This is a genomic window from Bacteroides sp. M10 (assembly GCF_014334015.1).
Classification (GTDB): Bacteria; Bacteroidota; Bacteroidia; order Bacteroidales; family Bacteroidaceae; genus Bacteroides; species Bacteroides intestinigallinarum.
Genome location: NZ_CP060488.1, coordinates 4618861 through 4640178 on the forward strand (window position 1 = coordinate 4618861; position 21318 = coordinate 4640178).

At 44.1% G+C, this 21318-nt stretch carries 19 protein-coding genes; 7 read left to right on the top strand and 12 right to left on the bottom strand.

Annotation, left to right across the window (positions count from 1 at the left end):
• The first annotated feature begins 23 nt into the window (after positions 1-23).
• The 3 genes from zwf to H8796_RS16765 are packed head-to-tail and all read left to right on the top strand — an operon-like array spanning position 24 to position 3245.
• Positions 24-1520: a glucose-6-phosphate dehydrogenase gene (zwf, locus tag H8796_RS16755; protein WP_117933033.1), complete on the top strand. Its 1497-nt coding sequence runs from the start codon at positions 24-26 to the stop codon at positions 1518-1520.
• Complete coding sequence (pgl, locus tag H8796_RS16760) at positions 1517-2248, top strand: 6-phosphogluconolactonase (RefSeq protein ID WP_187343835.1); 732 nt, start codon at positions 1517-1519, stop codon at positions 2246-2248. Before zwf ends, pgl begins: the two co-directional genes overlap by 4 nt.
• A gap of 46 nt (positions 2249-2294) precedes the next feature.
• Entirely contained in the window at positions 2295-3245 is a 951-nt protein-coding gene (locus H8796_RS16765) for a Dyp-type peroxidase (protein ID WP_008647212.1), read from the top strand.
• 22 nt (positions 3246-3267) lie between these two features.
• Here H8796_RS16765 and H8796_RS16770 read toward each other — a convergent pair whose 3' ends face one another.
• The 7 genes from H8796_RS16770 to H8796_RS16800 form a co-directional block, all read right to left on the bottom strand.
• Positions 3268-3480, bottom strand: a complete 213-nt coding sequence (locus H8796_RS16770; protein WP_004310918.1) for a hypothetical protein — start codon at positions 3478-3480, stop codon at positions 3268-3270.
• Positions 3481-3744: 264 nt separating this feature from the next.
• On the bottom strand, positions 3745-4443 hold the full coding sequence (locus H8796_RS16775) for a LytTR family DNA-binding domain-containing protein (protein ID WP_004300327.1): 699 nt from the start codon (positions 4441-4443) through the stop codon (positions 3745-3747).
• Between the two features lie 42 nt (positions 4444-4485).
• Positions 4486-5547, bottom strand: coding sequence for a sensor histidine kinase (locus H8796_RS16780; RefSeq protein WP_117933034.1), 1062 nt, complete (start codon positions 5545-5547; stop codon positions 4486-4488).
• Positions 5548-5595: 48 nt separating this feature from the next.
• Positions 5596-6816, bottom strand: coding sequence for an ABC transporter permease (locus tag H8796_RS16785; protein WP_004300329.1), 1221 nt, complete (start codon positions 6814-6816; stop codon positions 5596-5598).
• 119 nt (positions 6817-6935) lie between these two features.
• Positions 6936-7679 carry an ABC transporter ATP-binding protein gene (locus H8796_RS16790; protein ID WP_004300330.1) on the bottom strand — a complete coding sequence of 248 codons (744 nt, stop codon included), beginning with the start codon at positions 7677-7679 and terminating at the stop codon, positions 6936-6938.
• A gap of 48 nt (positions 7680-7727) precedes the next feature.
• Positions 7728-8948, bottom strand: a complete 1221-nt coding sequence (locus tag H8796_RS16795; protein ID WP_004300331.1) for an efflux RND transporter periplasmic adaptor subunit — start codon at positions 8946-8948, stop codon at positions 7728-7730.
• Between the two features lie 19 nt (positions 8949-8967).
• The gene (locus tag H8796_RS16800; protein WP_187343836.1) at positions 8968-10365 is read right to left on the bottom strand and encodes a TolC family protein; all 1398 of its coding nucleotides are present in this window, start codon (positions 10363-10365) and stop codon (positions 8968-8970) included.
• A 218-nt stretch (positions 10366-10583) separates the two neighbouring features.
• Here H8796_RS16800 and H8796_RS16805 point away from each other — a divergent pair, with 218 nt between their 5' ends.
• The 3 genes from H8796_RS16805 to cydB are packed head-to-tail and all read left to right on the top strand — an operon-like array spanning position 10584 to position 13569.
• The gene (locus tag H8796_RS16805; RefSeq protein ID WP_004300334.1) at positions 10584-10820 is read left to right on the top strand and encodes a DUF4492 domain-containing protein; all 237 of its coding nucleotides are present in this window, start codon (positions 10584-10586) and stop codon (positions 10818-10820) included.
• 20 nt (positions 10821-10840) lie between these two features.
• A complete protein-coding gene (locus H8796_RS16810; protein WP_117933038.1) occupies positions 10841-12388 on the top strand; it encodes a cytochrome ubiquinol oxidase subunit I in 1548 nt (515 codons plus the stop codon).
• Positions 12389-12426: 38 nt separating this feature from the next.
• Positions 12427-13569, top strand: coding sequence for a cytochrome d ubiquinol oxidase subunit II (gene cydB / locus H8796_RS16815; protein ID WP_117933223.1), 1143 nt, complete (start codon positions 12427-12429; stop codon positions 13567-13569).
• A 146-nt stretch (positions 13570-13715) separates the two neighbouring features.
• On the opposite strand, the gene H8796_RS16820 is transcribed toward cydB, so the two are convergent.
• From H8796_RS16820 to wecB, 4 genes are all read right to left on the bottom strand, one after another.
• Positions 13716-14672, bottom strand: coding sequence for a D-2-hydroxyacid dehydrogenase (locus H8796_RS16820; RefSeq protein WP_008999364.1), 957 nt, complete (start codon positions 14670-14672; stop codon positions 13716-13718).
• A 97-nt stretch (positions 14673-14769) separates the two neighbouring features.
• Complete coding sequence (locus tag H8796_RS16825; protein WP_117933040.1) at positions 14770-16041, bottom strand: replication-associated recombination protein A; 1272 nt, start codon at positions 16039-16041, stop codon at positions 14770-14772.
• 7 nt (positions 16042-16048) lie between these two features.
• Positions 16049-18625: a DUF5686 and carboxypeptidase-like regulatory domain-containing protein gene (locus H8796_RS16830; protein WP_117933225.1), complete on the bottom strand. Its 2577-nt coding sequence runs from the start codon at positions 18623-18625 to the stop codon at positions 16049-16051.
• A gap of 318 nt (positions 18626-18943) precedes the next feature.
• Entirely contained in the window at positions 18944-20032 is a 1089-nt protein-coding gene (gene wecB / locus H8796_RS16835; protein WP_187343837.1) for a non-hydrolyzing UDP-N-acetylglucosamine 2-epimerase, read from the bottom strand.
• 92 nt (positions 20033-20124) lie between these two features.
• On the opposite strand from wecB, the gene H8796_RS16840 reads away from it, so the two are divergent.
• Positions 20125-20748: a trimeric intracellular cation channel family protein gene (locus H8796_RS16840; RefSeq protein WP_004300342.1), complete on the top strand. Its 624-nt coding sequence runs from the start codon at positions 20125-20127 to the stop codon at positions 20746-20748.
• Positions 20749-20756: 8 nt separating this feature from the next.
• On the opposite strand, the gene H8796_RS16845 is transcribed toward H8796_RS16840, so the two are convergent.
• On the bottom strand, positions 20757-21257 hold the full coding sequence (locus tag H8796_RS16845; RefSeq protein WP_004306358.1) for a DUF4251 domain-containing protein: 501 nt from the start codon (positions 21255-21257) through the stop codon (positions 20757-20759).
• Between the last annotated feature and the right edge of the window lie 61 nt (positions 21258-21318).

A 21318-nucleotide genomic window follows, 5' to 3' on the forward strand; every position in this document is an offset into this window, starting at 1 on the left:
ATTCATATTTAGAAATTAATAAAGTGGATAAATTTGCAATGATAATTTTCGGTGCGTCAGGTGATTTGACCAAGCGTAAGCTGATGCCTGCCCTTTACTCCCTCTACCGTGAAAAACGGTTGACCGGAGAGTTTTCCATATTGGGTATCGGGCGTACGGTCTATTCTGACGATAACTACCGTTCCTATATATTAGAAGAACTACAACAGTTCGTCAAGTCCGAAGAACAGGACACAGCTCTTATGGCTTCATTTGTCTCCCATCTCTACTATTTACCGATGGACCCGGCAAAAGAAGAAGGTTACCCGCAACTCCGCCAACGTCTGGCTGAATTGACTAATGAGGTAGATCCGGACAATCTGCTGTTCTATCTTGCCACTCCGCCATCACTTTACGGAGTAGTGCCCCTCTATTTGAAAGCTGCCGGACTTAACACTCCCCACTCGCGCATCATCGTTGAGAAACCTTTTGGTTATGATCTCGAGTCGGCATTTGAACTGAATAAAACGTATGCCTCTGTTTTCAATGAGCATCAAATTTACCGTATCGACCATTTTCTCGGTAAGGAAACGGCCCAGAATGTACTGGCTTTCCGTTTTGCCAACGGTATCTTCGAACCTCTCTGGAATCGTAACTATATTGACTACGTAGAAATTACAGCCGTAGAAAATCTGGGTATCGAGCAACGAGGCGGGTTCTATGAAACGGCAGGTGCGCTGCGGGATATGGTGCAGAATCATCTGATACAGCTTGTGGCCCTTACGGCTATGGAACCGCCAGCTGTTTTCAATGCAGACAATTTCCGTAATGAAGTGGTGAAGGTCTACGAATCTCTTACTCCATTGAATGATGTCGATTTGAATGAACATATTGTTCGCGGACAATATACAGCCTCCGGTAGTAAAAAAGGATACCGTGAAGAAAAAGGAGTGGCTCCCGATTCGCGCACGGAAACTTATATTGCCATGAAACTGGGCATTAGTAACTGGCGCTGGAGTGGCGTTCCGTTCTACATTCGTACAGGTAAACAAATGCCGACGAAAGTAACGGAAATCGTTGTGCATTTCCGGGAAACACCTCATCAGATGTTTCATTGTGCTAGTGGCAACTGTCCACGGGCTAATAAATTGATCCTTCGTTTGCAACCGAATGAAGGAATTGTGCTCAAAATCGGAATGAAAGTCCCCGGTGCAGGTTTCGAAGTCCGCCAGGTGACGATGGATTTCAGTTATGCACAGTTGGGCGGTGTGCCTAGTGGTGACGCTTATGCCCGTCTGATAGATGATTGTATCCAGGGCGATCCGACTTTATTTACTCGAAGTGATGCAGTAGAAGCCTCATGGAAATTCTTCGATCCGGTGCTCCGCTATTGGAAAGATAACCCCGATGCGCCTCTTTACGGTTATCCCGCAGGTACGTGGGGACCTTTGGAAAGTGAAGCAATGATGCACGAACATGGGGCTGACTGGACGAATCCTTGTAAGAATTTGACAAATACAGATCAATATTGTGAATTATGAAACTATCAGTTTTTCCCTCATCAATTGAAACTTCACGAGCATTGATACTCCGCCTGGTGGAAATCATGAATGAAGAGCCGGACAGAGTGTTCAATATCGCAGTTAGTGGTGGTAATACCCCTGCTCTGATGTTCGATTTATGGGCGAATGAATATATGGAAATTACCCCTTGGGACCGTATGCGGATTTATTGGGTGGATGAACGTTGTGTGCCTCCCGATGATTCGGACAGTAATTACGGAATGATGCGCAACCTTCTTTTGGGTGTCACTCCTATTCTTTATGAGAATGTATTCCGCATCCGTGGAGAGGAAAAGCCTGCGAAAGAGGCGGTTCGTTATTCGGAATTAGTCCGGCAGCAAGTGCCGTTTAAGCGGGGTTGGCCCGAATTCGATATTATACTGTTGGGAGCCGGAGATGACGGACACACTTCTTCGATCTTTCCCGGGCAAGAAGATTTGCTGACTTCAAACTCTATTTATGTGGTCAGTGCACATCCCCGTAACGGGCAGAAGCGTATCGCAATGACGGGATACCCCATTCAGAATGCCCGCTATGTCATTTTCCTGATTACCGGAAAAAACAAAGCCGATGTAGTAGAAGAAATCTGTAATTCGGGAGACACTGGTCCCGCAGCCTATGTGGCTCATCATGCGCAAAATGTAGAACTGTTTATGGATAAAGGGGCTGCCGCATATATTGAAGATCCTAATAAAAAGATGAGTTAGAACAGAACTATTTCATTGACGAAACTAATAGAAAAAAAAGAAAAATATGAATCCTTATCAACATTCATTTGGTGGTAATATCCCACAAGACGTAGCGGGGAAACAAGGCGAAAATGTTATTTTTATTGTTTATACTTTAAAAGATTCGCCTGAAACTCTTGACAAAGTAAAAGATGTGTGTGCCAATTTCTCGGCCCTGATTCGCAGTATGCGTAACCGTTTTCCTGATATGATGTTCAGTTGTACCATGGGATTTGGAGCCGATGCCTGGAGCCGTCTTTTCCCGGAACAGGGAAAACCCAAAGAACTGAAAACTTTCGAAGAGATAAAAGGCGAGAAGCATACGGCAGTTTCTACTCCGGGCGACTTATTGTTTCATATCCGTGCAAAACAGATGGGATTATGTTTTGAGTTTGCATCTATCATCGATGAGAAACTTCAAGGCGTGGTTGAACCTGTCGACGAAACTCACGGTTTCAGATATATGGATGGCAAGGCTATTATCGGCTTTGTGGATGGAACGGAGAATCCGGCAGTTGATGAGAATCCCTATCATTTTGCAGTTGTAGGAGAGGAAGATGCTGATTTTGCAGGAGGCAGCTATGTCTTTGTGCAGAAGTATATTCACGATATGGTTGCGTGGAACTCCTTGCCTGTGGAAGAACAGGAGAAAGTGATCGGACGTCGTAAGTTTAACGATGTCGAACTGTCTGACGAGGAGAAACCTCAAAATGCGCATAATGCCGTCACTAATATTGGTGATGACCTGAAAATAGTGCGTGCCAATATGCCGTTCGCCAATACGTCTAAGGGAGAATATGGTACTTACTTCATCGGCTATGCAAGTACGTTCACTACTACCCGGCAGATGTTGGAAAGTATGTTTATTGGCAATCCGGTAGGCAATACCGACCGTTTACTGGACTTTAGTACAGCAGTTACGGGAACACTTTTCTTTGCTCCTTCCTACGATTTGCTAGGTGAACTGGGCGAATAAAAAATAAAAGACTGGGGGAGTATTACACTTTAGTAATCTCCTCCACTACATATTGGTCTTTTACTTTCTTGCAGGTACATACGAAGAATTCCGGATGTTTCAGAGCTCCTTGTAAAGTATCAGGAAGAATCATTTCTTTAGTACGACGGTCCATTGCAACCGTTGCATACAGGATACCTTCACTCTCGCATTTCTCTATTAATGCACTTTTTAGTTCTTCTACGCTATATTCCATTTGTGTGATCCTTTGTCGCTGCAAAGTTATGGAAAATATGTATATTTTGTGCAATAATATTCCTGTAATAAATAAAAAATAGCTCCCTAGTTCGTCCGCCGACGAGGGAGCTATTAACACAAAAACTAAACTAGACTTAACTAAACTATTCTATTCTTGGAATTTCACAATCCCTTTCTGTTCGTTGCAAAGGTAGATATAAAACGGAGTTTGACAAACTATAATCGACAAAATTCACTTTTTTACCGATAAATTCATGGATAATCAGCTCCTTTCGTCAAGAAAAGTCTGAAAAACTTGCTTGTAACTATCGCTGATAGGAATATATGTCTTGTCAAAAACAATACGGCCGCGGTCGATCACGCGTATCTTATCTTTTTGTACGATGAATGAGCGGTGCACGCGTATGAAACGGCTGGACGGTAAAAGTTCCTCCATTGCTTTCATACTCATCAGTGACAGAATAGGTTTGGAAGCATCTTCCGTATATATTTTAATATAATCTTTCAGTCCTTCGATATACATGATTTTCTTCAAGTCCACTTGTACCAGTTTGTAGTCACTTTTCACAAAAATACTGTCTATCTCTTCCGGTTTCTGCACAAGTTCGAACCATTGAAGGGCCTTGTTGGCAGCTTGCAGGAAATCGACGTAGGAGATTGGTTTCAGCAGGTAATCGAGTGCATTGACACGATAACCGTCGATGGCATACTGTCCGAAAGCGGTAGTAAACACAATACGGGTGTGCGGATCTACCATCTTCGAAAACTCCAAACCATTAAGCTCCGGCATCTGGATGTCCAGAAACAGGAGATCGACCTCTTCGCCAGGCAATTCTTTCATTGCCTGAACCGCACTGGAATATTTTCCTACGAGTTGCAGGAACGGGGTTTTATTCACGTAACTCTCTAACAAGCTAAGAGCTAACGGCTCATCGTCAACAATTGCACAACGTAACATCATACTATTTTATATCTAACGTTTTTATATCCAATGTTTTGAAATCTATTCTCTGATCTTGATACTTAATCTCGATTCATATACTTTTTCATCTTTTGAGATGCCTTTCGACCAAGTATAAGCCCCGGGATAAAGAATCTCCAACCGGCGGCTGACTTGCTCCAGTCCCACACCCGAGCCACTTTTATCCTTCACTGTCTTTGGATGATTACTGTTGCGGATTTCGCAAATCACCTCCTTATCATTCTCCGAAAGATGAATACTGATGAAACTCGATTCAGTAGGGGAGATGCCATGCTTGAAAGCATTCTCTATCAATGAGATAAAGATAAGCGGAGCAATAAGCGTCTGACTGTCGGGCTGAATATCGAATTTAGTAATCATCTGTACATTGGCCGACAGGCGGATGCGCATCAGTTCAATGTAATTCCGGATAAAATCAACCTCTTTACAGAGAGGAACGTATGTCTGTTGGTTATCATATAACACATAACGAAGCAGTTTGCTCAACTCCTGAACTGCTTGTTGCGCCTTGTCCGAATCAAATGCAATCAGTGCATAGATATTATTCAGCGTATTCAATAGAAAGTGAGGGTTCAGTTGGTTCCGCAGATTTTTCAGTTCCGCTTCCGCACGGTTTCGTTCCGCTTCTTTGCGGGCAGCTTCATTTTGCGTCCATCGCGCGCTCATACGGATAGCGGCACTTAGGCCGATAGTAAATACGAGACTCAACATATCTCTAAGGAAAAACAGCCATCCCGGAGGTATACCCGGTCTTTTGGCTTTGGGTGCAAATGACGGATCGAATGTCAGGCTTTGCCAGAGATGTAGCAAAATGCCGATGACACATAAAAAGATAATATTATAGACGATATATCTTTTGGCCTGACTCTGAAACAGATAACGGGGAACAAGAATGAAATAATTCACGTAGAACGCAATCATGAAAGAGAGTGGCACAGCAAGATGGCGTATATAGGCCATCCAGTTAATGTTCCCGTTTCCACGTTCAACGAAGAAGAACGGGAAACCGAACATAATCCCCCAGCTGATAATGTGTATCAGTATCTCCAGGGGACGACGTGCGGATGTAAAGGTTTGTTTCATAAAGACAAAGATAATTTTTTTAATTGACAACCGACGGTTGTCAATCAATTATTCGTATCTGATGGCTTCTATCGGGTCTAAATCTGCTGCTTTCTTAGCCGGATACCATCCGAAGAAGACGCCCGTAACGGTACATACTGCGAAGGAAAGGAATACACTCCACGGCTGGATATAGATAGGCCAATGCGCTACGCTCTTGACAATCCAGCTGGCCCCGCAACCGATAATCACTCCGATGATACCTCCCGTGATACTAATCATGATGGCCTCGATAAGGAATTGGCTTAGAATATCGACTCCACGTGCACCGACAGACATACGCAGACCGATTTCACGGGTACGTTCCGTAACGGATACATACATGATATTCATAATTCCGATACCACCTACTACCAATGAAATACCTGCGATACAAGCCAGCAGGGTTGTCATCAAATCGGTGGTTGAGTTGAGCATCGTACTCAATTCCTGTTGGGTACGGATGGTGAAATCATCGTCATCCGAAGCTTTCAGCTTATGGTTGCGACGGAGGATCGTACTGATTTCGTCAGTAGCATAATCCGTCATATCTTCGGTAAGGGCAGAGGCAAACACTCCCTGCAAATACGTAACGGCAAGCAGACGTTTCATCACTGTGGTGTATGGTGCAAGCACTACTGCATCCTGGTCTTGTCCCATAGAGTTGTAGCCTTTGGCTTTGAGCACACCTACCACACGAAGCGGTATTTTACTGAAACGAATAATCTTACCTACCGGATCACTTCCGTCCGGAAAAAGATTGTCTACTATAGTCTTTCCAATCACACATACTTTGGCCGAACTCTGTATGTCGGCTTCAGTGAACATCTCTCCGTTTTCAACAGTCAGCTGGCGGATGTCGAGGTATTCTGTTCCGACACCGTTCACGGAAGCTGGATAGTTGTTGTTTCCGGCAATGAGTTGCCCCGATGATGAAACATTGGGACTGATGGCGGATAGGAAACTTGTCTCATCACGCAAGGCTTCGTAGTCGGCAAGCTTCAAAGTCTGCATAGCAGACGGATCTTGCCGGACACCTCCACGCATATCGGCTCCCGGATGAATCATAATCATGTTCGATCCCATCTCGGAAATCTGCTGCTGGATGCTTTTCTTCGAACCTTGTCCGATAGCCAGCATCGTGATGACAGAAGCAACACCGATAATGATACCGAGCATGGTTAGAAAAGCACGCAGCTTATTGTTCGCCAATGCCCGGAGAGCTATCTTAAATAAATTAGTTCCATTCATAATGAATAATTTGCTAATTTGTCCATATACTAATGGGGCAATTTCCTGAAGGTATAGTCACCCAACCTGTTTATTGTACTGCAATCGGCACATTAGTATATCGGCACATTGAATAATTATTAATCCTCGTCGTTTTTCGGCAATGCGGCCAGCGCTTCGGCGGCAGACAGAATTTTCGGATTGGTTGTATCTTCTATAACCTGACCGTCACGCAGACGGATATTCCGGCTGCTATATTGCGAAAGTTCGGGATTATGTGTTACAAAGATAATCGTACGTCCCTCTGCATGAAGCTTTTGAAACAGTACAAGTATCTCGAAAGAGGTACGGCTATCGAGGTTTCCGGTCGCTTCGTCGGCAAGAATCACTGCCGGATTGTTGACCAATGCGCGTGCGATGGCAACGCGTTGCATCTGTCCACCGGACATCTGGTTGGATTTATGTTCCAGACGGTCTCCCAATCCTACAGCCTGTAGGGATTCGATGGCGCGGCGACGGCGTTCGGAAGCGCTCACGGCAGAGTTGTACATAAGCGGTAGTTCCACATTTTCTACAGCCGTCGTTTTAGGTAACAAGTTGTAGCTTTGGAACACGAAGCCAATCTTCCGGTTTCTTAGTACTGCACGTTGAGGCTTGCTCATCGTACGTACAGGAATATCGTCGAGCAGATATTCTCCACTGGTCGGGGTGTCCAGGCAGCCTAATATATTAAGCAGCGTGGATTTTCCCGAACCGGAAGTCCCCATGATGGTAACAAACTCTCCTTCATTGATATTGAACGAAACGCCCCGCAATGCGTGGACGGTTTCGTCGCCTACCTGAAAGTTACGTTTGATATTTTGTATTTCAATTACTTTTTTCATCGTAAATAATGTGTTAATGTGCCAATAACGGATTGGCACATTGAATAATTATTTTTTCTTCTTACTTCCCGGAGGGCCAGGCATGAACGGACTTCTTTCTCCGCCACTTTCCTGATTTCCTTCAGCAGCCACATTTTCACCGGGCATTGCTCCTATGGTAGCTTCGGTCACTACTTTTGTTCCTTCGGAAATGCCACTGATAATTTCTGTAGATATACCGTTGCTGATTCCTACTTCTACCGGATGAGCGGTGAATGTGGTTCCTTCACGAGTCCAGAGTTTATGTTCGCCTTCGCAATCTTTTACGATGTCATTATTACCGATTAACGGTTTTTCAGGTGTGAATCGCAGTGCTTTGTTCGGGACAGACAACACATCCTTTTTATCAAGAATATAGATCGTGACATTAGCTGTCAAACGAGGTTTCAGTTTCAGATCAGGGTTGGGAGCAGAGATTACAACTTCATAAGTAACTACTGTAGTGGTGGTGCTTGTACTGCTCGTACTGCTTGCATCTCCCAGACGAATCTGTGTAACTACGCCTTCGAATACATCATTCGGATAAGCATCTACCGTGAAGCTGGCACGCTGGCCTTCTACTACACCGCCTATATCAGCTTCATCCACATCGGCTACTACCTGCATCTGTGTCAGGTCGGCAGCAATGGTGAACAGTGTCGGAGTTTCGAATCCGGAAGCAACGGTTTGTCCTGCTTCCACATCACGGCTGATGACTACTCCGTCAATCGGTGAGGTGATAGTAGCATAAGCCAGGTTACGTTCCGCTTTTGCGAGTGATGCCTTACTACTGTCATAGCTGCTTTTCGCTTTCTGATAGTTGTAGAGGGCCTGTTCGAAATCCGTATCACTAATCAGTGACTTTTCATGTAAGCCTTTGCTACGTTCATAATTCTTCTTCTGATATTCATATTCGGCTTTTGCACCATCGTACGTTGCCTGTTGTGATGCCAGTTCACTTTGCAATGTGGCACGGTCCATTTCGGCAATCAACTGTCCTTTGGTTACTACCGAGTTGTAATCTACGTAAATCTTGTCGATGATACCGGAAACCTGTGTACCGACTTCTACTTCCGTCACCGGTTCGATGGTTCCGGTAGCAGTCACCGAATTTGAAATATCGCCTTTGCTCACGTTGGCAGTGGCGTAGGTGACTTTGTGCTTGGCCGGTGAACCTGCAAAGAACCAGATTCCTGCACCTGCTACCACAACGACTGCCACAGCGATTAAGATAATCTTTTTCGTTTTCATTCGTTTATTATGCTTTTATTTAGATTGCTAATTGATCTCCCTGATAGAACTTCAGCAACTGCATATTCAGTATAGCCATATATTTGGCTTGAAGCTGTTCCTGCTGTGCTTGCAGCAAGTTGTTCTTTTCAGTAAGAAGTTCTATGGTATTCTTCATTCCCAGATTAAACTGTTCGCTAATCAACTCATAGCTGATTTGTGTACTCTTCAACTTCTCGTTTGCTGCTGCATAACGTTGCTGTGCACTGTTAGCATCCAGCCAGAGTCCTTCGATGGTTTTGTACAGAGCCTTTTGTTCGTCAAGCAAGGATAACATGCTCGTCTCGTATTGCAATTTTGCTTTTTGTACGGCACTTTTAGTTTGACGGTTATTGAAGATCGGCACACTGACAGACAATCCGATCGAATTGTTCCATCCGTTTTTCACTTGCTCTCCGAAAGTGAAGTCGCTGCCGCTGGTGTGGTTGGTTCCGATTCCTGCGCTAAGGCTGATTGTGGGCAAATAACTTGATTTGGCAATACCGATACCCAGTTCGGAAGCCTCTACATTAAGTTTGCTAGCTTCAATCTCCGGGCGAAGACTCAATGCACTAATGTACACATCTTTTTTGGTAGGCAACGGAGCCAGTACATTTTCGTCGGACAGGGCAGGGAGGTAGATATTCATTTCATTCTCCCCATCCAGTTCGAGCAGTTGTTTCAGTTGTAATTTGTAATCTTCAAGAGTGGCTTGCGCTGTGACAAGTTGGTATCGGTCTGTGCTCACCTGTGCTTCCAGTTGGGCGAAGTCGCTTTTAGCAATACTTCCGGCGTTCAGAAGTTCCTGTCCGCGGTCACGCTGCGCAATAGAGACTTGCAGGGTACTTTCGTTTACTTTGACAGACTCGGCTGCATAAAGAATCTGAATATACACTTGGGCGATAGACTCCTGAATGTTGTTTTCGGAAGTCGCTACGTCCAGTTCGGCTACCTGATTGTTCAACTTTTCCTGTTGGATGGTTTTCAGTCTTTTATTACCATTATATAGAGTCCACGACGCATTCAGTCCATAATTACCATTGTAGCTCGTTTTACTATTGCTACTGATAATTTCGCTGCCGCTTACCCGACTACTCGTCTCCTGATACGGACGATTCACCACCTGCTGGCTGGTAGAGAACGAAAGACTGGGAAACAAGGCAGCCTTAGCTGTCTTTACATCAATCTGCGTGCTGGCCGCAGTGATCCGGTTCTTGCGAATCGTGATGTTCTGCTCTTTTGCGTAGTCGATGCATGACTGCAAATCCCATTGAGCCGGAATTTTCGTTTCTTTCAGCGTATCGACTTGCAGCGGAGAAACTTGGGCAGATATGCCGGACAGCATACCTGCTCCAAGAAATGTCATCACTGTCAATCTTCTTACATTTATCATATTCATACTTCTATTGATTTACTGTTAGCGAAGGTACGTACATATTATATATGCCGCAAAAACGATAGACGGATGACGTAATTTCGCCGTTAAATGTTTTTTTTCTGTCGATAGGCAGGTTTTTGAAGAAAAACACAACAAATCGCGCAACTTTTTCGACTAGTTGTTTGTTTTAATTATAAAAAATGTATATTTGTACTCATTACAAATTATAACGTCAACATATGAAGAATACACTGCTTACGATCTGGAACTTCTATTTGGAGGGCTTCCGTAGTATGACCTTGGGGCGTACCCTGTGGGTTATCATTCTGCTGAAATTATTCGTTATGTTCTTCATCCTCAAAATGTTCTTTTTCCCTGATTTCCTCCGTGACCATCCTACGGATGACGACAAGGGAACATACGTGGGAAACGAACTGATAGAACGTGCCATCCCCGGTAAATCTACTGATTTTTAACTCTTAAACTACATAAGATTATGATTGAAAGTATTGACACCTCGCTGATCGATTGGTCAAGAGCCCAATTTGCGATGACAGCCATGTACCACTGGATTTTTGTTCCTCTCACACTCGGACTGGCAGTGGTGATGGGAATCATGGAGACGCTGTATTATAAAACAGGCAATGAATTTTGGAAAAAGACTGCCCAGTTTTGGATGAAACTCTTCGGTATAAACTTTGCCATTGGTGTGGCAACCGGTTTGATTCTGGAGTTTGAGTTCGGCACGAACTGGAGCAATTATTCGTGGTTTGTAGGAGATATCTTCGGTGCTCCGTTGGCTATTGAAGGAATTTTGGCATTCTTTATGGAAGCCACATTTATCGCCGTCATGTTCTTTGGGTGGGACAAGGTAAGTAAGCGTTTCCATTTGACTTCTACCTGGCTCACAGGCTTGGGAGCTACGATTTCTGCCTGGTGGATTCTTGTTGCCAACGCATGGATGCAGCATCCGGTAGGCATGGAATTCAATCCTGATACGGTTCGTAATGAGATGGTAGATTTCTGGGCAGTGGCTACGTCGCCTGTAGCGGTCAATAAATTCTTCCATACGGTATTGTCCGGTTGGGTGCTGGGTGCTATTTTTGTAGTCGGCATTAGTTGTTGGTATCTGCTGAAGAAACGTAATCGTGAGTTTGCGCTTGCCAGCATCAAGATTGGGGCGATTTTCGGATTAGTAGCATCGTTGCTTTCTGTTTGGACAGGTGATGGTTCCGGTTATCAGATTGCCCAGACGCAGCCGATGAAACTGGCTGCTGTGGAAGGTCTGTATGAAGGCGGCACTAATGTAGGTCTGGTTGGAATAGGAGTGTTGAACCCGGAAAAGAAGACTTACAACGATGGAAAAGATCCTTTCCTCTTCCGTTTTGAAATCCCCAGCATGCTTTCTTTCCTTGCAGAACGTAATGTAGACGGCTACGTTCCTGGTATTACAAATATCATCGAGGGTGGTTATCAACAGAAAGACGGATCGACAGCTCTTTCTGCTGCCGAGAAGATAGAACGTGGAAAAACGGCTATCGGTGCATTGGCTGCCTATCGTGCAGCAAAGAGTGCAGGACATGAGGAAGATGCTCAAATTGCATATAAAGTATTACAGGAAAATATTCCATATTTCGGTTACGGATATATCAAAGATGTGAACCAACTGGTTCCGAATGTTCCTCTGAACTTTTATGCGTTCCGTGTAATGGTAATCTTGGGCGGATACTTCATCCTGTTCTTTATTGTCGTTCTCTTCTTTATCTATAAGAAAGATTTAAGCCAGATGCGTTGGATGCACTGGATTGCTCTGCTGACAATTCCTTTGGGATACATCGCCGGACAAGCCGGATGGGTGGTTGCCGAATGTGGGCGTCAACCGTGGGCTATCCGTGATATGCTGCCGACAATGGCTGCCATCTCCAAACTGGATGTAAGCTCTGTACAAACGACTTTCTTTATCTTCCTGCTCCTGTTTACAGTGATGCTGATTGCAGGTGTCGGAATTATGGTAAAGGCTATCAAAAAAGGACCGGAGAATTGATAATTACCTATTACTCATTACTTAATTATTTTAGCTATATGTATATATTTTTGCAACAATATTGGTGGCTTGTCGTTTCCTTGTTAGGGGCCATACTCGTGTTCTTATTGTTTGTACAAGGAGGTAATTCTTTGTTGTTCTGCTTGGGTAAAACCGAAGAACATCGTAAGATGATGGTGAATTCTACCGGACGTAAGTGGGAGTTTACGTTTACTACATTGGTTACATTTGGAGGAGCTTTTTTCGCTTCTTTCCCCTTGTTTTACAGTACCAGTTTCGGCGGTGCGTATTGGCTTTGGATGATTATACTTTTCAGTTTTGTATTGCAGGCTGTCAGTTATGAGTTTCAGAGTAAAGCCGGAAATCTGTTAGGTAAAAAGACATACCGGACTTTTTTGGTGATTAATGGAGTGGTAGGTCCTGTGTTACTTGGTGGGGCAGTGGCTACTTTCTTTACCGGTTCTGATTTCTATATTAATAAGGCCAATATGACAGATACCATTATGCCGGTAATCAGTCATTGGGGAAATGGCTGGCACGGATTGGATGCGCTGACCAACATTTGGAATGTAATTCTTGGATTGGCTGTATTCTTCCTTGCCCGTGTGTTGGGATCTCTCTATTTCATTAATAATATTGATGATAAAGAGTTGACCGATAAATGTCGTCGTGCAGTACGCAATAATACAGTTTTGTTCCTTGTATTCTTTTTGGCATTTGTCATTCGTACATTGGTATCTGATGGCTTTGCCGTTAATCCGGATACACAGGAAATTTATATGCAGTCCTATAAGTATCTCACTAACTTTATCGAAATGCCGGTAGTGCTGGCTTTATTCCTGATTGGTGTGGTACTGGTTCTTTTCGGCATTGGAAAGACATTGCTTAAAAAGACGTTTGATAAAGGAATCTGGTTTACGGGGATCGGTACAGTACTGACTGTTTTATCTTTATTGTTGGTAGCAGGGTACAACAATACCGCTTATTATCCGTCATATACAGACCTGCAAAGCTCATTAACTTTAGCCAATAGCTGTTCCAGCGAATTTACACTAAAGACAATGGCTTATGTCTCTATTCTTGTTCCATTCGTAATTGCATATATTTTCTATGCTTGGCGTAGTATCGATCGTCACAAAATTACCGAGAAAGAAATGGATGAAGGAGGACACTCATATTGATACTTTGTCCACATAGAATTTCGAATTGAGATTCTTGTAGGAACAAATAAACTCCCCTTATTTAATTCTCTATGTCATGGTAGAGAAGTTAAATGAGGGGAGTTTTTATATATAAGCCTTTTCTATCTTTTCGGATAGATCGCTTTTTATTTATTGACTATATTCTCCGGTTTTCCGGCAATGTAAGCCTGAAGGTTACTGATTGCAATATTCATCAGACGTTCACGAGCCTCGATGGTTGCCCAGGCAATGTGCGGAGTGATGTAGCAGTTCTTCGCAGTTAGTAATGGATTGTCGGCACAAGGCGGTTCAGTAGAAAGCACGTCTACTCCGGCTGCATAAATCTTGCCACTGTTCAAAGCGTCTGCAAGGTCTTGTTCGTTGATAAGCGGGCCGCGACCGGTGTTGATTAAAATAGCTGTCGGCTTCATCATACCCAGACGGCGTGCATTTACCATTTCGCGTGTCTCCGGAGTAAGCGGGCAGTGCAAACTGATAATATCACATTCGCTGAACAACTGATCTAAATCCATCTTCTTGATTTCCGGTGGCAACTGGAAGTGAGATTTTGAAGTCAATGCATACACTTGCATACCGAAACCGATAGCAACGCGCGCTGTGGTATATCCGGTATTTCCCAGTCCTACCAGACCGATTTTCTTTTCCCGCAGTTCCATCAACGGAGTATCCCAAAAACAGAAATCCTTGTTGTTAGCCCAACGACCTTTATGCACTTCTTCAGAGTGGTGTTGCACTTGTTGAGTGATGTTCAGGATATGCGCAAATACCATTTGAGCAACGGAAGCGGTGCTGTATGAAGGAATATTAGTAACGACGATTCCCCGTTCTTTTGCGGCAGCTGTGTCTACCACATTGTATCCGGTAGCCAACACACCGATATATTTCAGTTCGGGCAGTGCAGCCATGTGGTCTGCATTGATGATTACCTTGTTAGTCAGAATTGCTTCTGCACCGGCTGCACGTTCTAATACCTCTTCCGGAGCTGTACGATCATAAATTGTACATTCTCCAAGCACCTTCATACCTTCCCAGGATAAATCTCCGGGATTGGCGGCATAGCCGTCTAAAACTACAATCTTCATTTCAATTTCAATATTATTAATATGTTATAATGTTTCCTACTGCTTTATTGTGCTTTTAGCTTCTCTTACAGAAGGGAGTGACTTATTTTACGAACACTTATTTCTTAAATTTGTCTCCCCACAACTGTATCATTCGCTCGGCATGTTTCTGTTCTGCCGGATTGTTTTGCGGTTGCCATATCCGTTTGTCTTTCAGCTCGTCCGGAAGAAATTGCTGTTTGACAAAGTTACCTTCATAACTGTGCGCATATTTATATTCCTGTCCGTATCCCAACTGTTTCATCAGTTTGGTTGGAGCATTGCGCAGATGCAAGGGGACAGGCAGATTACCGGTTGACCGGACTAGCTCTAATGCATCGTTAATTGCACTGTATGCCGAATTGCTTTTAGGACTGGTAGCTAGATATATCGTCGCTTCGGCCAAAGGAATCCGTCCTTCGGGCCAACCGATCTTCATCAATGTATCAAAGCATGCATTGGCGATAAGCAACGCATTCGGGTTGGCAAGTCCGATATCTTCGGAAGCCGAGATTACAAGCCGACGGGCAATGAAGGCAGGATCTTCGCCTCCTTCCACCATACGGGCAAGCCAGTAGATCGCTCCGTCAGGATCGCTGCCGCGGATAGACTTGATGAAAGCCGAGATAATGTCATAATGCATCTCTCCATCCTTATCATAAGCCAGTGGATTCTGTTGCAAGCGTTCGGTCACCATTTCATCGGTGATGACAACTGTTTCCTCCGTCTCCGATTGCACAACAAGTTCCAATATATTAAGCAGTTTGCGGGCATCTCCACCGGAGAAGCGCAGCATAGCTGTTGTTTCTTTCAATTCAATTTTTCGTTCCTTCAGTATGGCATCCGTAGTGATGGCACGTTGCAGAAGTTCCAGCAAATCTTCTTTTTCCAAAGATTTGAGTACATAAAGCTGGCAACGGGATAGGAGAGGGCGGATGACTTCGAACGACGGGTTTTCCGTTGTTGCACCAATCAGCGTGACTGTTCCGTTCTCTACAGCTCCCAACAGTGAATCCTGCTGTGACTTGCTGAACCGATGGATTTCATCGATAAACAGAATTGGGCTGGACTGCGAAAAGAAACGGTTGCTCTTGGCACGGTCTATCACTTCGCGTACATCCTTCACACCAGAGGTCACAGCACTCAAAGTATAGAAAGGCGTTTCCAGTTTGTTGGCGATGATCTGTGCAAGAGTTGTTTTACCTACTCCGGGAGGTCCCCAGAGAATAAAAGAAGAGATGCGTCCTGCGTCAATCATCTTCCGCAAGATGGCTCCCGGTCCAACTAAATGTTTCTGACCGATATATTCATCCAAAGTTTTTGGTCGTAACCGTTCTGCTAAAGGTTGCATAATTTTTTTAGAATACCATTAATACCATGAAACGAATACCGTTTTTGTTGATACCCGGATTATCACGATAAGTGAAACGATGTACATATTCAACGTGCAGCAACTTGAAAATGTTGTAGATACCTACACTTCCTTCAATATAAGGCACTTTCGGGTCCATCACGAAACTGGTGAACTTACCGTCGCGTGTCGGGAAACGGAACAAATCGGGATTGTTGCTCTTAAACGGATTATTCTTATCTGTCAATGTTCCCCACAAAGCACGTACGCGGAACATTTCCCTCCATTTCAAGTTCTTGATAAGAGGAATACGGTTGAATAGTTTTCCATTCATATCATAAGATAATGACATGGAAGCGTAACGGTCATTCAGGAATTCCATGTTATTAATCAAATTGAACGTTTCGCGCTGGGTGATGTAGGACAAGTTAGCTTCCGGCAAGATCAACAACGGGAAAGGAACCGTGTTCCATTCTGCGCCTGCTTTTAAGCTACAATCAATCTTTCCCCAGGAAGCGGGGAGCCAGAAACGTTTCCATACACTTGCTTCCGTACGGTTAAAACTGTAATCTCCACCTAGTACTCCTTTGAAACCCATGGCATGAGTCAGGGTAAAGATAGGAGCATCCAGCGATACAGGTACGCGGCGTTGTTTGGAGTTGACAAATGATTCGCCCGGAGCATAACGCAGTGTCAGACTCGCTTCCGAAGTCGTGACATCATGCACACGGGTTTGCGCGGCATCATTGCGCAGATATTCCAGTTTGCCGGTAGGCTCGTCGTTACGATGGCGCAGCATGGCTTTCACTCCGAATCCTGTCAGCGTTTCAAGTTCATAATTAATGGTGGCATCGCGCATATACGACATCTGGTCTACTGTCGTTGTTTTTACCGACAGGAAGATATTATCTTTATCTGTGAACAGGAATTTATCCATCGGAGACATTACGTCATAACTGTACGATGCCGAAAGATAATGTTTCGGGAATTCCCAGACAACATAATCGCGTTTATTGAACGAATAAGTCACCGTACCGCTATATTTCCAGCGTTCGTCTTTCAGACCGTAAGCTCCGTATCCGTTCAAGAACCAGTGTTTGTGGAAATGAGCTGTCGTCATACCGCTTAACCGGAAACGGGTACCATCAATGTAGTTGCTTGAAATCATGGTGTTGATAGGGCCGATATCCACTTTGCTCGGATGGCCTTTGCTTCCTGTTTCCACAAAGTTTTCAATCAGCGCTTTCGCTCCGAAGATGATGTATTTGAATCCCGGTATCTGTTCGAGGCGGTTGACGAATACATCCATCGAACTTTCTTTTCTCGTCAGCGGTACTTGGCGGACACTCGCCCAATACTCATCGCTTTTCGAAAGCATATCCGCTTCTTTTATCACGCTGCCTTTCAATCGGAACAGCCGTTGTTCGATAGGATCGAATTTATAATTACTATACTTCGTAGTTCGTTCCACCTGCAATCCGCCTGCTGTTTTGTTGGAATTCCAGGACAGGTCTACGGTCATGTCATCATCCGCCAATACCCAGTTTCCGTTAGGGAGTTGCTCGTATTGTTGCACGATGTCCATACGGTTGACGAAGTTTACTCCGGTCTTTTTAGGCAGGTTCATCGTACATTTCTGAACGGCATAAGTGGAGTCGTTCAATACATAAAGATGTCCGGTGAATCCAAAGTCCTGCGAGTTTTGCGGAACAAACGTGAGGTGAACACATTCGCGCTTGTTTACTATCAATGTGTCCATCAGATAATATTTATAAAATGAGATGGCATTGTTACCGATAGGACTAACGAAACGCTGTTGGAGTAACCGGATATCGTCGTCGTAGATATTGATGTCGGCAAATACATCTTTCAATACAGTGCCGAGCATATCTCCTGTGGAGAAGAATTCGTCGATACCGTTGGAGTTTTTACCTTTGATAAGTGTTTTCTTGCTTTCGGGATTTTTGCGATAGATGGTTTGCGAAGCCGTCTCCTGTACGGAAATCGGGAGAATCAATTTGTTGGTTGTTTCCGAAACTTCCACCTGATCTTTTAGGAATGAATATTTCTTGTAGATTCCTTTTTCCAGTTTTTCCGGCGTGAGGTCGTTGATAGACATCTTCATTTTCTCGTACTTGTCGTACTGATAGTATTCATTCACTTCAAGGACTTGTGCCTTTTTGTGTTCGATTACTTTCTTCATGAATTCAACTGCCGGGTTGTTCTTACGGGAGTATTTTTCCTTTTGAGGTTTCACGACAACCTCGTTCAGGAGCACATTATCCGGAGCCAGCTTAACGTTTACCGTCTGATTGTTGGAACCTACTCTAACTGTTTTACTGATATAACCTACTGCAGAGAACACAAGAGTTCCTCCGTTTCTGCGGGCTTCAAGACTGTATTCTCCGTCAATATTGGTGATGGTACCCATATCTCTCTTTTCCTGATAGTAAACAGAGATATACATCAATGGCTCATGGGTAACTGAATCAGTGACTACCCCTTTTATTTGCTGCGCAAAAGCATCTGAAGCTGCCAATACGAGTAAGAACAGTATAAGTATTTTGCTATATCGTTGTATCATAACGTTCGTAGTAGGGCGCAAAGTTAACAAATAACTCTAAGGATAGCAGAATATATAACTTTTTTTACCCATCGTTTTTTGTTGTTTACAAGCTTTGGTTATCCGTCAATGAAAGGGAATAGGGGTAATTCACCTTTCGATAAATTAGTTTCCCGCGTGGATAGTGATTGTTTCTCTACGGGAAACCCTTGTTCCCCCTATGGGGAAACTCTTGTTTCTCTACGGGGAAACAACTGTTTCCTTACGGGGTAAATAAAGTTTTCCGGCATGAAATGGAAAGTAACATGCCGGAAGATGAAATGTATCCTTGTAGCAGTGCTATTTTTTATCAGCCAATATCTGTACGATACGCTCCGCGGTACGTCCGTCCCAACGTTCGGGGAGTTCGCCTCGTTTCCATTCGCCTTGCATCAGGGTATCCATTGCTTTGGCAAGCAGGACAGGATCTTCCCCGACAAGTTCGTTGGTTCCCATGCGCCATGTTTCGGGATGTTCGGCATACGTGTTGAGCGTGATACATGGAATACCCATAAATGTTGCTTCTTCGGCCACGTTGCCCGAATCCGTAATGATTCCTTTTGCCTTGTTTATCAGATAACCGAAGAACAGGTAATTCTGCGGAGGCATTATGTGGAGGTTCGGAGCTTCGATGCCTAATTCTTTGATGGCATTTCGTACGTATGTGTGCAGCGGTGCTACGATAGGCATACCGGCAGATTTTTCAATGATTGTTTTCAGCAACTGACGCAGATTCTCTTTGTTGCTTAGCAATACGCGACGGTTGAGGGTGAGCAGGAGATAATTTTCCTCTTGCAGCCCCAATACGGAAAACCATATCGGTTTGAGCAAACGGTTCCGGTTGTAGCGGATGGTATCTATGAGAATGTTACCTACATAATATACGTTTTCACTTTCCGTTCCTGTCTGGTTCAGGTTGCGGTTGGCAACCATGCCGGCAGTAAACAGATAGTCGGATATTCCATCTGTAATCATACGGTTGACCTCTTTCGGCATCTTCATGTCGAAAGAACGGGTTCCGGCTACGAGATGCGCTACCTTGATTCCTTGTTTCTTGGCAACGATGGCACAACTCATGGTGGCAGTCAGATCGTCTACCACGAGAACTACGTGTGCCGGATTCTCCGTCAGTTCCTGTTCGAAGGCTACCATGATTCCGGCTGTCAAACTCGTTGGATTACTACTCTCCACTCCCAGATAAACATCAGGAGCTTTCATATCGAGGTCCGAAAAGAGAGAAGCATCCAGACTTGTATCGTCTTTCCTTCCTGTATATACCAGTCGGTAAGAGATACTTTTACCCAGCGCCCGTGCGGCTTCAATAGCGCGTGTAATGGGAGCTATCTTCATAAAATTGGGGCGTGCCCCCGCAACAATTGTTATTTTCATATTGTTTCTATCTTATTCGGTTTAATTCGTGAAGCAAAAGTACATTTTCTTACGGAATTTATTCGTTACTTTGCATACAAAATAACAAATATATGCCCACATTCGTTCAAATTCTTGATTTTATAGGCACATTTGCCTTTGCTATTAGCGGCATCCGGCTGGCTTCGGCGAAACGTTTCGACTGGTTTGGTGCTTATGTGGTAGGACTTGCTACTGCTATCGGTGGCGGTACTATTCGTGATGTCCTGCTCGACGTGACACCGGGGTGGATGACCGACCCTATATATCTGATTTGTACGGGACTGGCTTTGCTGTGGGTAATCTGTTTCGGACGTTGGCTCATCCGGCTCAATAATACTTTCTTTATTTTCGATACCATTGGCTTGGCATTGTTTACCGTGGTAGGTGTAGGCAAAAGCATTGCTTTAGGCTATCCTTTCTGGGTGGCGATTATCATGGGTAGCATTACGGGAGCAGCCGGTGGAGTGATTCGTGACGTATTTATCAATGAAATACCTCTTATCTTCCGAAAAGAAATTTATGCAATGGCCTGCGTTGTAGGCGGTATTGCATACTGGCTGTGCGACGTTGCAGGTCTGGAATCATACGCCTGTCAGTTGATTGGCGGACTGGCGGTATTCCTGACCCGCATCTTAGCTGTCAAATATCACATTTGCCTGCCTATATTAAAAGGTAGTGAAGAGCCGGAAGAATAAGGACGGCATTATTTTTCCTCCTTTATATCCAGTTCTCCCTGAAAACTAATGGACTGCCGGTTTTGCATATTGACATCGATACTTGCCGAACCATTGGGAAATACTTTGGCTCTGAATTCATATCTGTCTTCAGGATTACGTGCGACGAACTTGATAACGGCATTCCCTTTTTTATCCATTTCCACATTATATTCTTTGAGGATGGCTTTGAAGTTAAGTCCGTCACCTCCGCCATACGGAATGCTATACGCCCGTCCATAATAAGGCAAGTAAGAAATAACCGAATCATTTCTGATTGTCAGTGAGTAGGAAGATGTCAAAGGGATGGAGCGTCCGCGCATCGGCATGGCAGTGTTGACATCTATCTTATAATTTTCAGATTCAATCAGTTTCATTACTGCTTCTTTCTTCTGTTCCTTCTTTTCCTTTTTACTTTGTTGAGCCGAAAGGGTAGGGATGCCCACTAGCAAGGCTAGTAACAGCATAAAGATTTGTTTCTTCGTTCTCATATCAGTTTGCATTTAGGTTGATGTATATATGTATAACAATCAAATATACAAAAAAGACAGG

Excerpts from the sequence above, each read along its gene's own strand:
- H8796_RS16820 (WP_008999364.1), bottom strand. The coding sequence starts at position 14,672 with ATGAAGATTGTAGTTTTAGACGGCTATGCCGCCAATCCCGGAGATTTA.
- H8796_RS16770 (WP_004310918.1), bottom strand. The coding sequence starts at position 3,480 with ATGGAATATAGCGTAGAAGAACTAAAAAGTGCATTAATAGAGAAATGC.
- H8796_RS16790 (WP_004300330.1), bottom strand. The coding sequence starts at position 7,679 with ATGAAAAAAGTAATTGAAATACAAAATATCAAACGTAACTTTCAGGTA.
- H8796_RS16765 (WP_008647212.1), top strand. The coding sequence starts at position 2,295 with ATGAATCCTTATCAACATTCATTTGGTGGTAATATCCCACAAGACGTA.
- cydB (WP_117933223.1), top strand. The coding sequence starts at position 12,427 with ATGTATATATTTTTGCAACAATATTGGTGGCTTGTCGTTTCCTTGTTA.
- H8796_RS16830 (WP_117933225.1), bottom strand. The coding sequence starts at position 18,625 with ATGATACAACGATATAGCAAAATACTTATACTGTTCTTACTCGTATTG.
- H8796_RS16825 (WP_117933040.1), bottom strand. The coding sequence starts at position 16,041 with ATGCAACCTTTAGCAGAACGGTTACGACCAAAAACTTTGGATGAATAT.
- wecB (WP_187343837.1), bottom strand. The coding sequence starts at position 20,032 with ATGAAAATAACAATTGTTGCGGGGGCACGCCCCAATTTTATGAAGATA.
- pgl (WP_187343835.1), top strand. The coding sequence starts at position 1,517 with ATGAAACTATCAGTTTTTCCCTCATCAATTGAAACTTCACGAGCATTG.
- H8796_RS16800 (WP_187343836.1), bottom strand. The coding sequence starts at position 10,365 with ATGAATATGATAAATGTAAGAAGATTGACAGTGATGACATTTCTTGGA.
- H8796_RS16810 (WP_117933038.1), top strand. The coding sequence starts at position 10,841 with ATGATTGAAAGTATTGACACCTCGCTGATCGATTGGTCAAGAGCCCAA.
- H8796_RS16805 (WP_004300334.1), top strand. The coding sequence starts at position 10,584 with ATGAAGAATACACTGCTTACGATCTGGAACTTCTATTTGGAGGGCTTC.
- H8796_RS16845 (WP_004306358.1), bottom strand. The coding sequence starts at position 21,257 with ATGAGAACGAAGAAACAAATCTTTATGCTGTTACTAGCCTTGCTAGTG.
- H8796_RS16840 (WP_004300342.1), top strand. The coding sequence starts at position 20,125 with ATGCCCACATTCGTTCAAATTCTTGATTTTATAGGCACATTTGCCTTT.
- H8796_RS16780 (WP_117933034.1), bottom strand. The coding sequence starts at position 5,547 with ATGAAACAAACCTTTACATCCGCACGTCGTCCCCTGGAGATACTGATA.
- H8796_RS16795 (WP_004300331.1), bottom strand. The coding sequence starts at position 8,948 with ATGAAAACGAAAAAGATTATCTTAATCGCTGTGGCAGTCGTTGTGGTA.
- H8796_RS16775 (WP_004300327.1), bottom strand. The coding sequence starts at position 4,443 with ATGATGTTACGTTGTGCAATTGTTGACGATGAGCCGTTAGCTCTTAGC.
- H8796_RS16785 (WP_004300329.1), bottom strand. The coding sequence starts at position 6,816 with ATGAATGGAACTAATTTATTTAAGATAGCTCTCCGGGCATTGGCGAAC.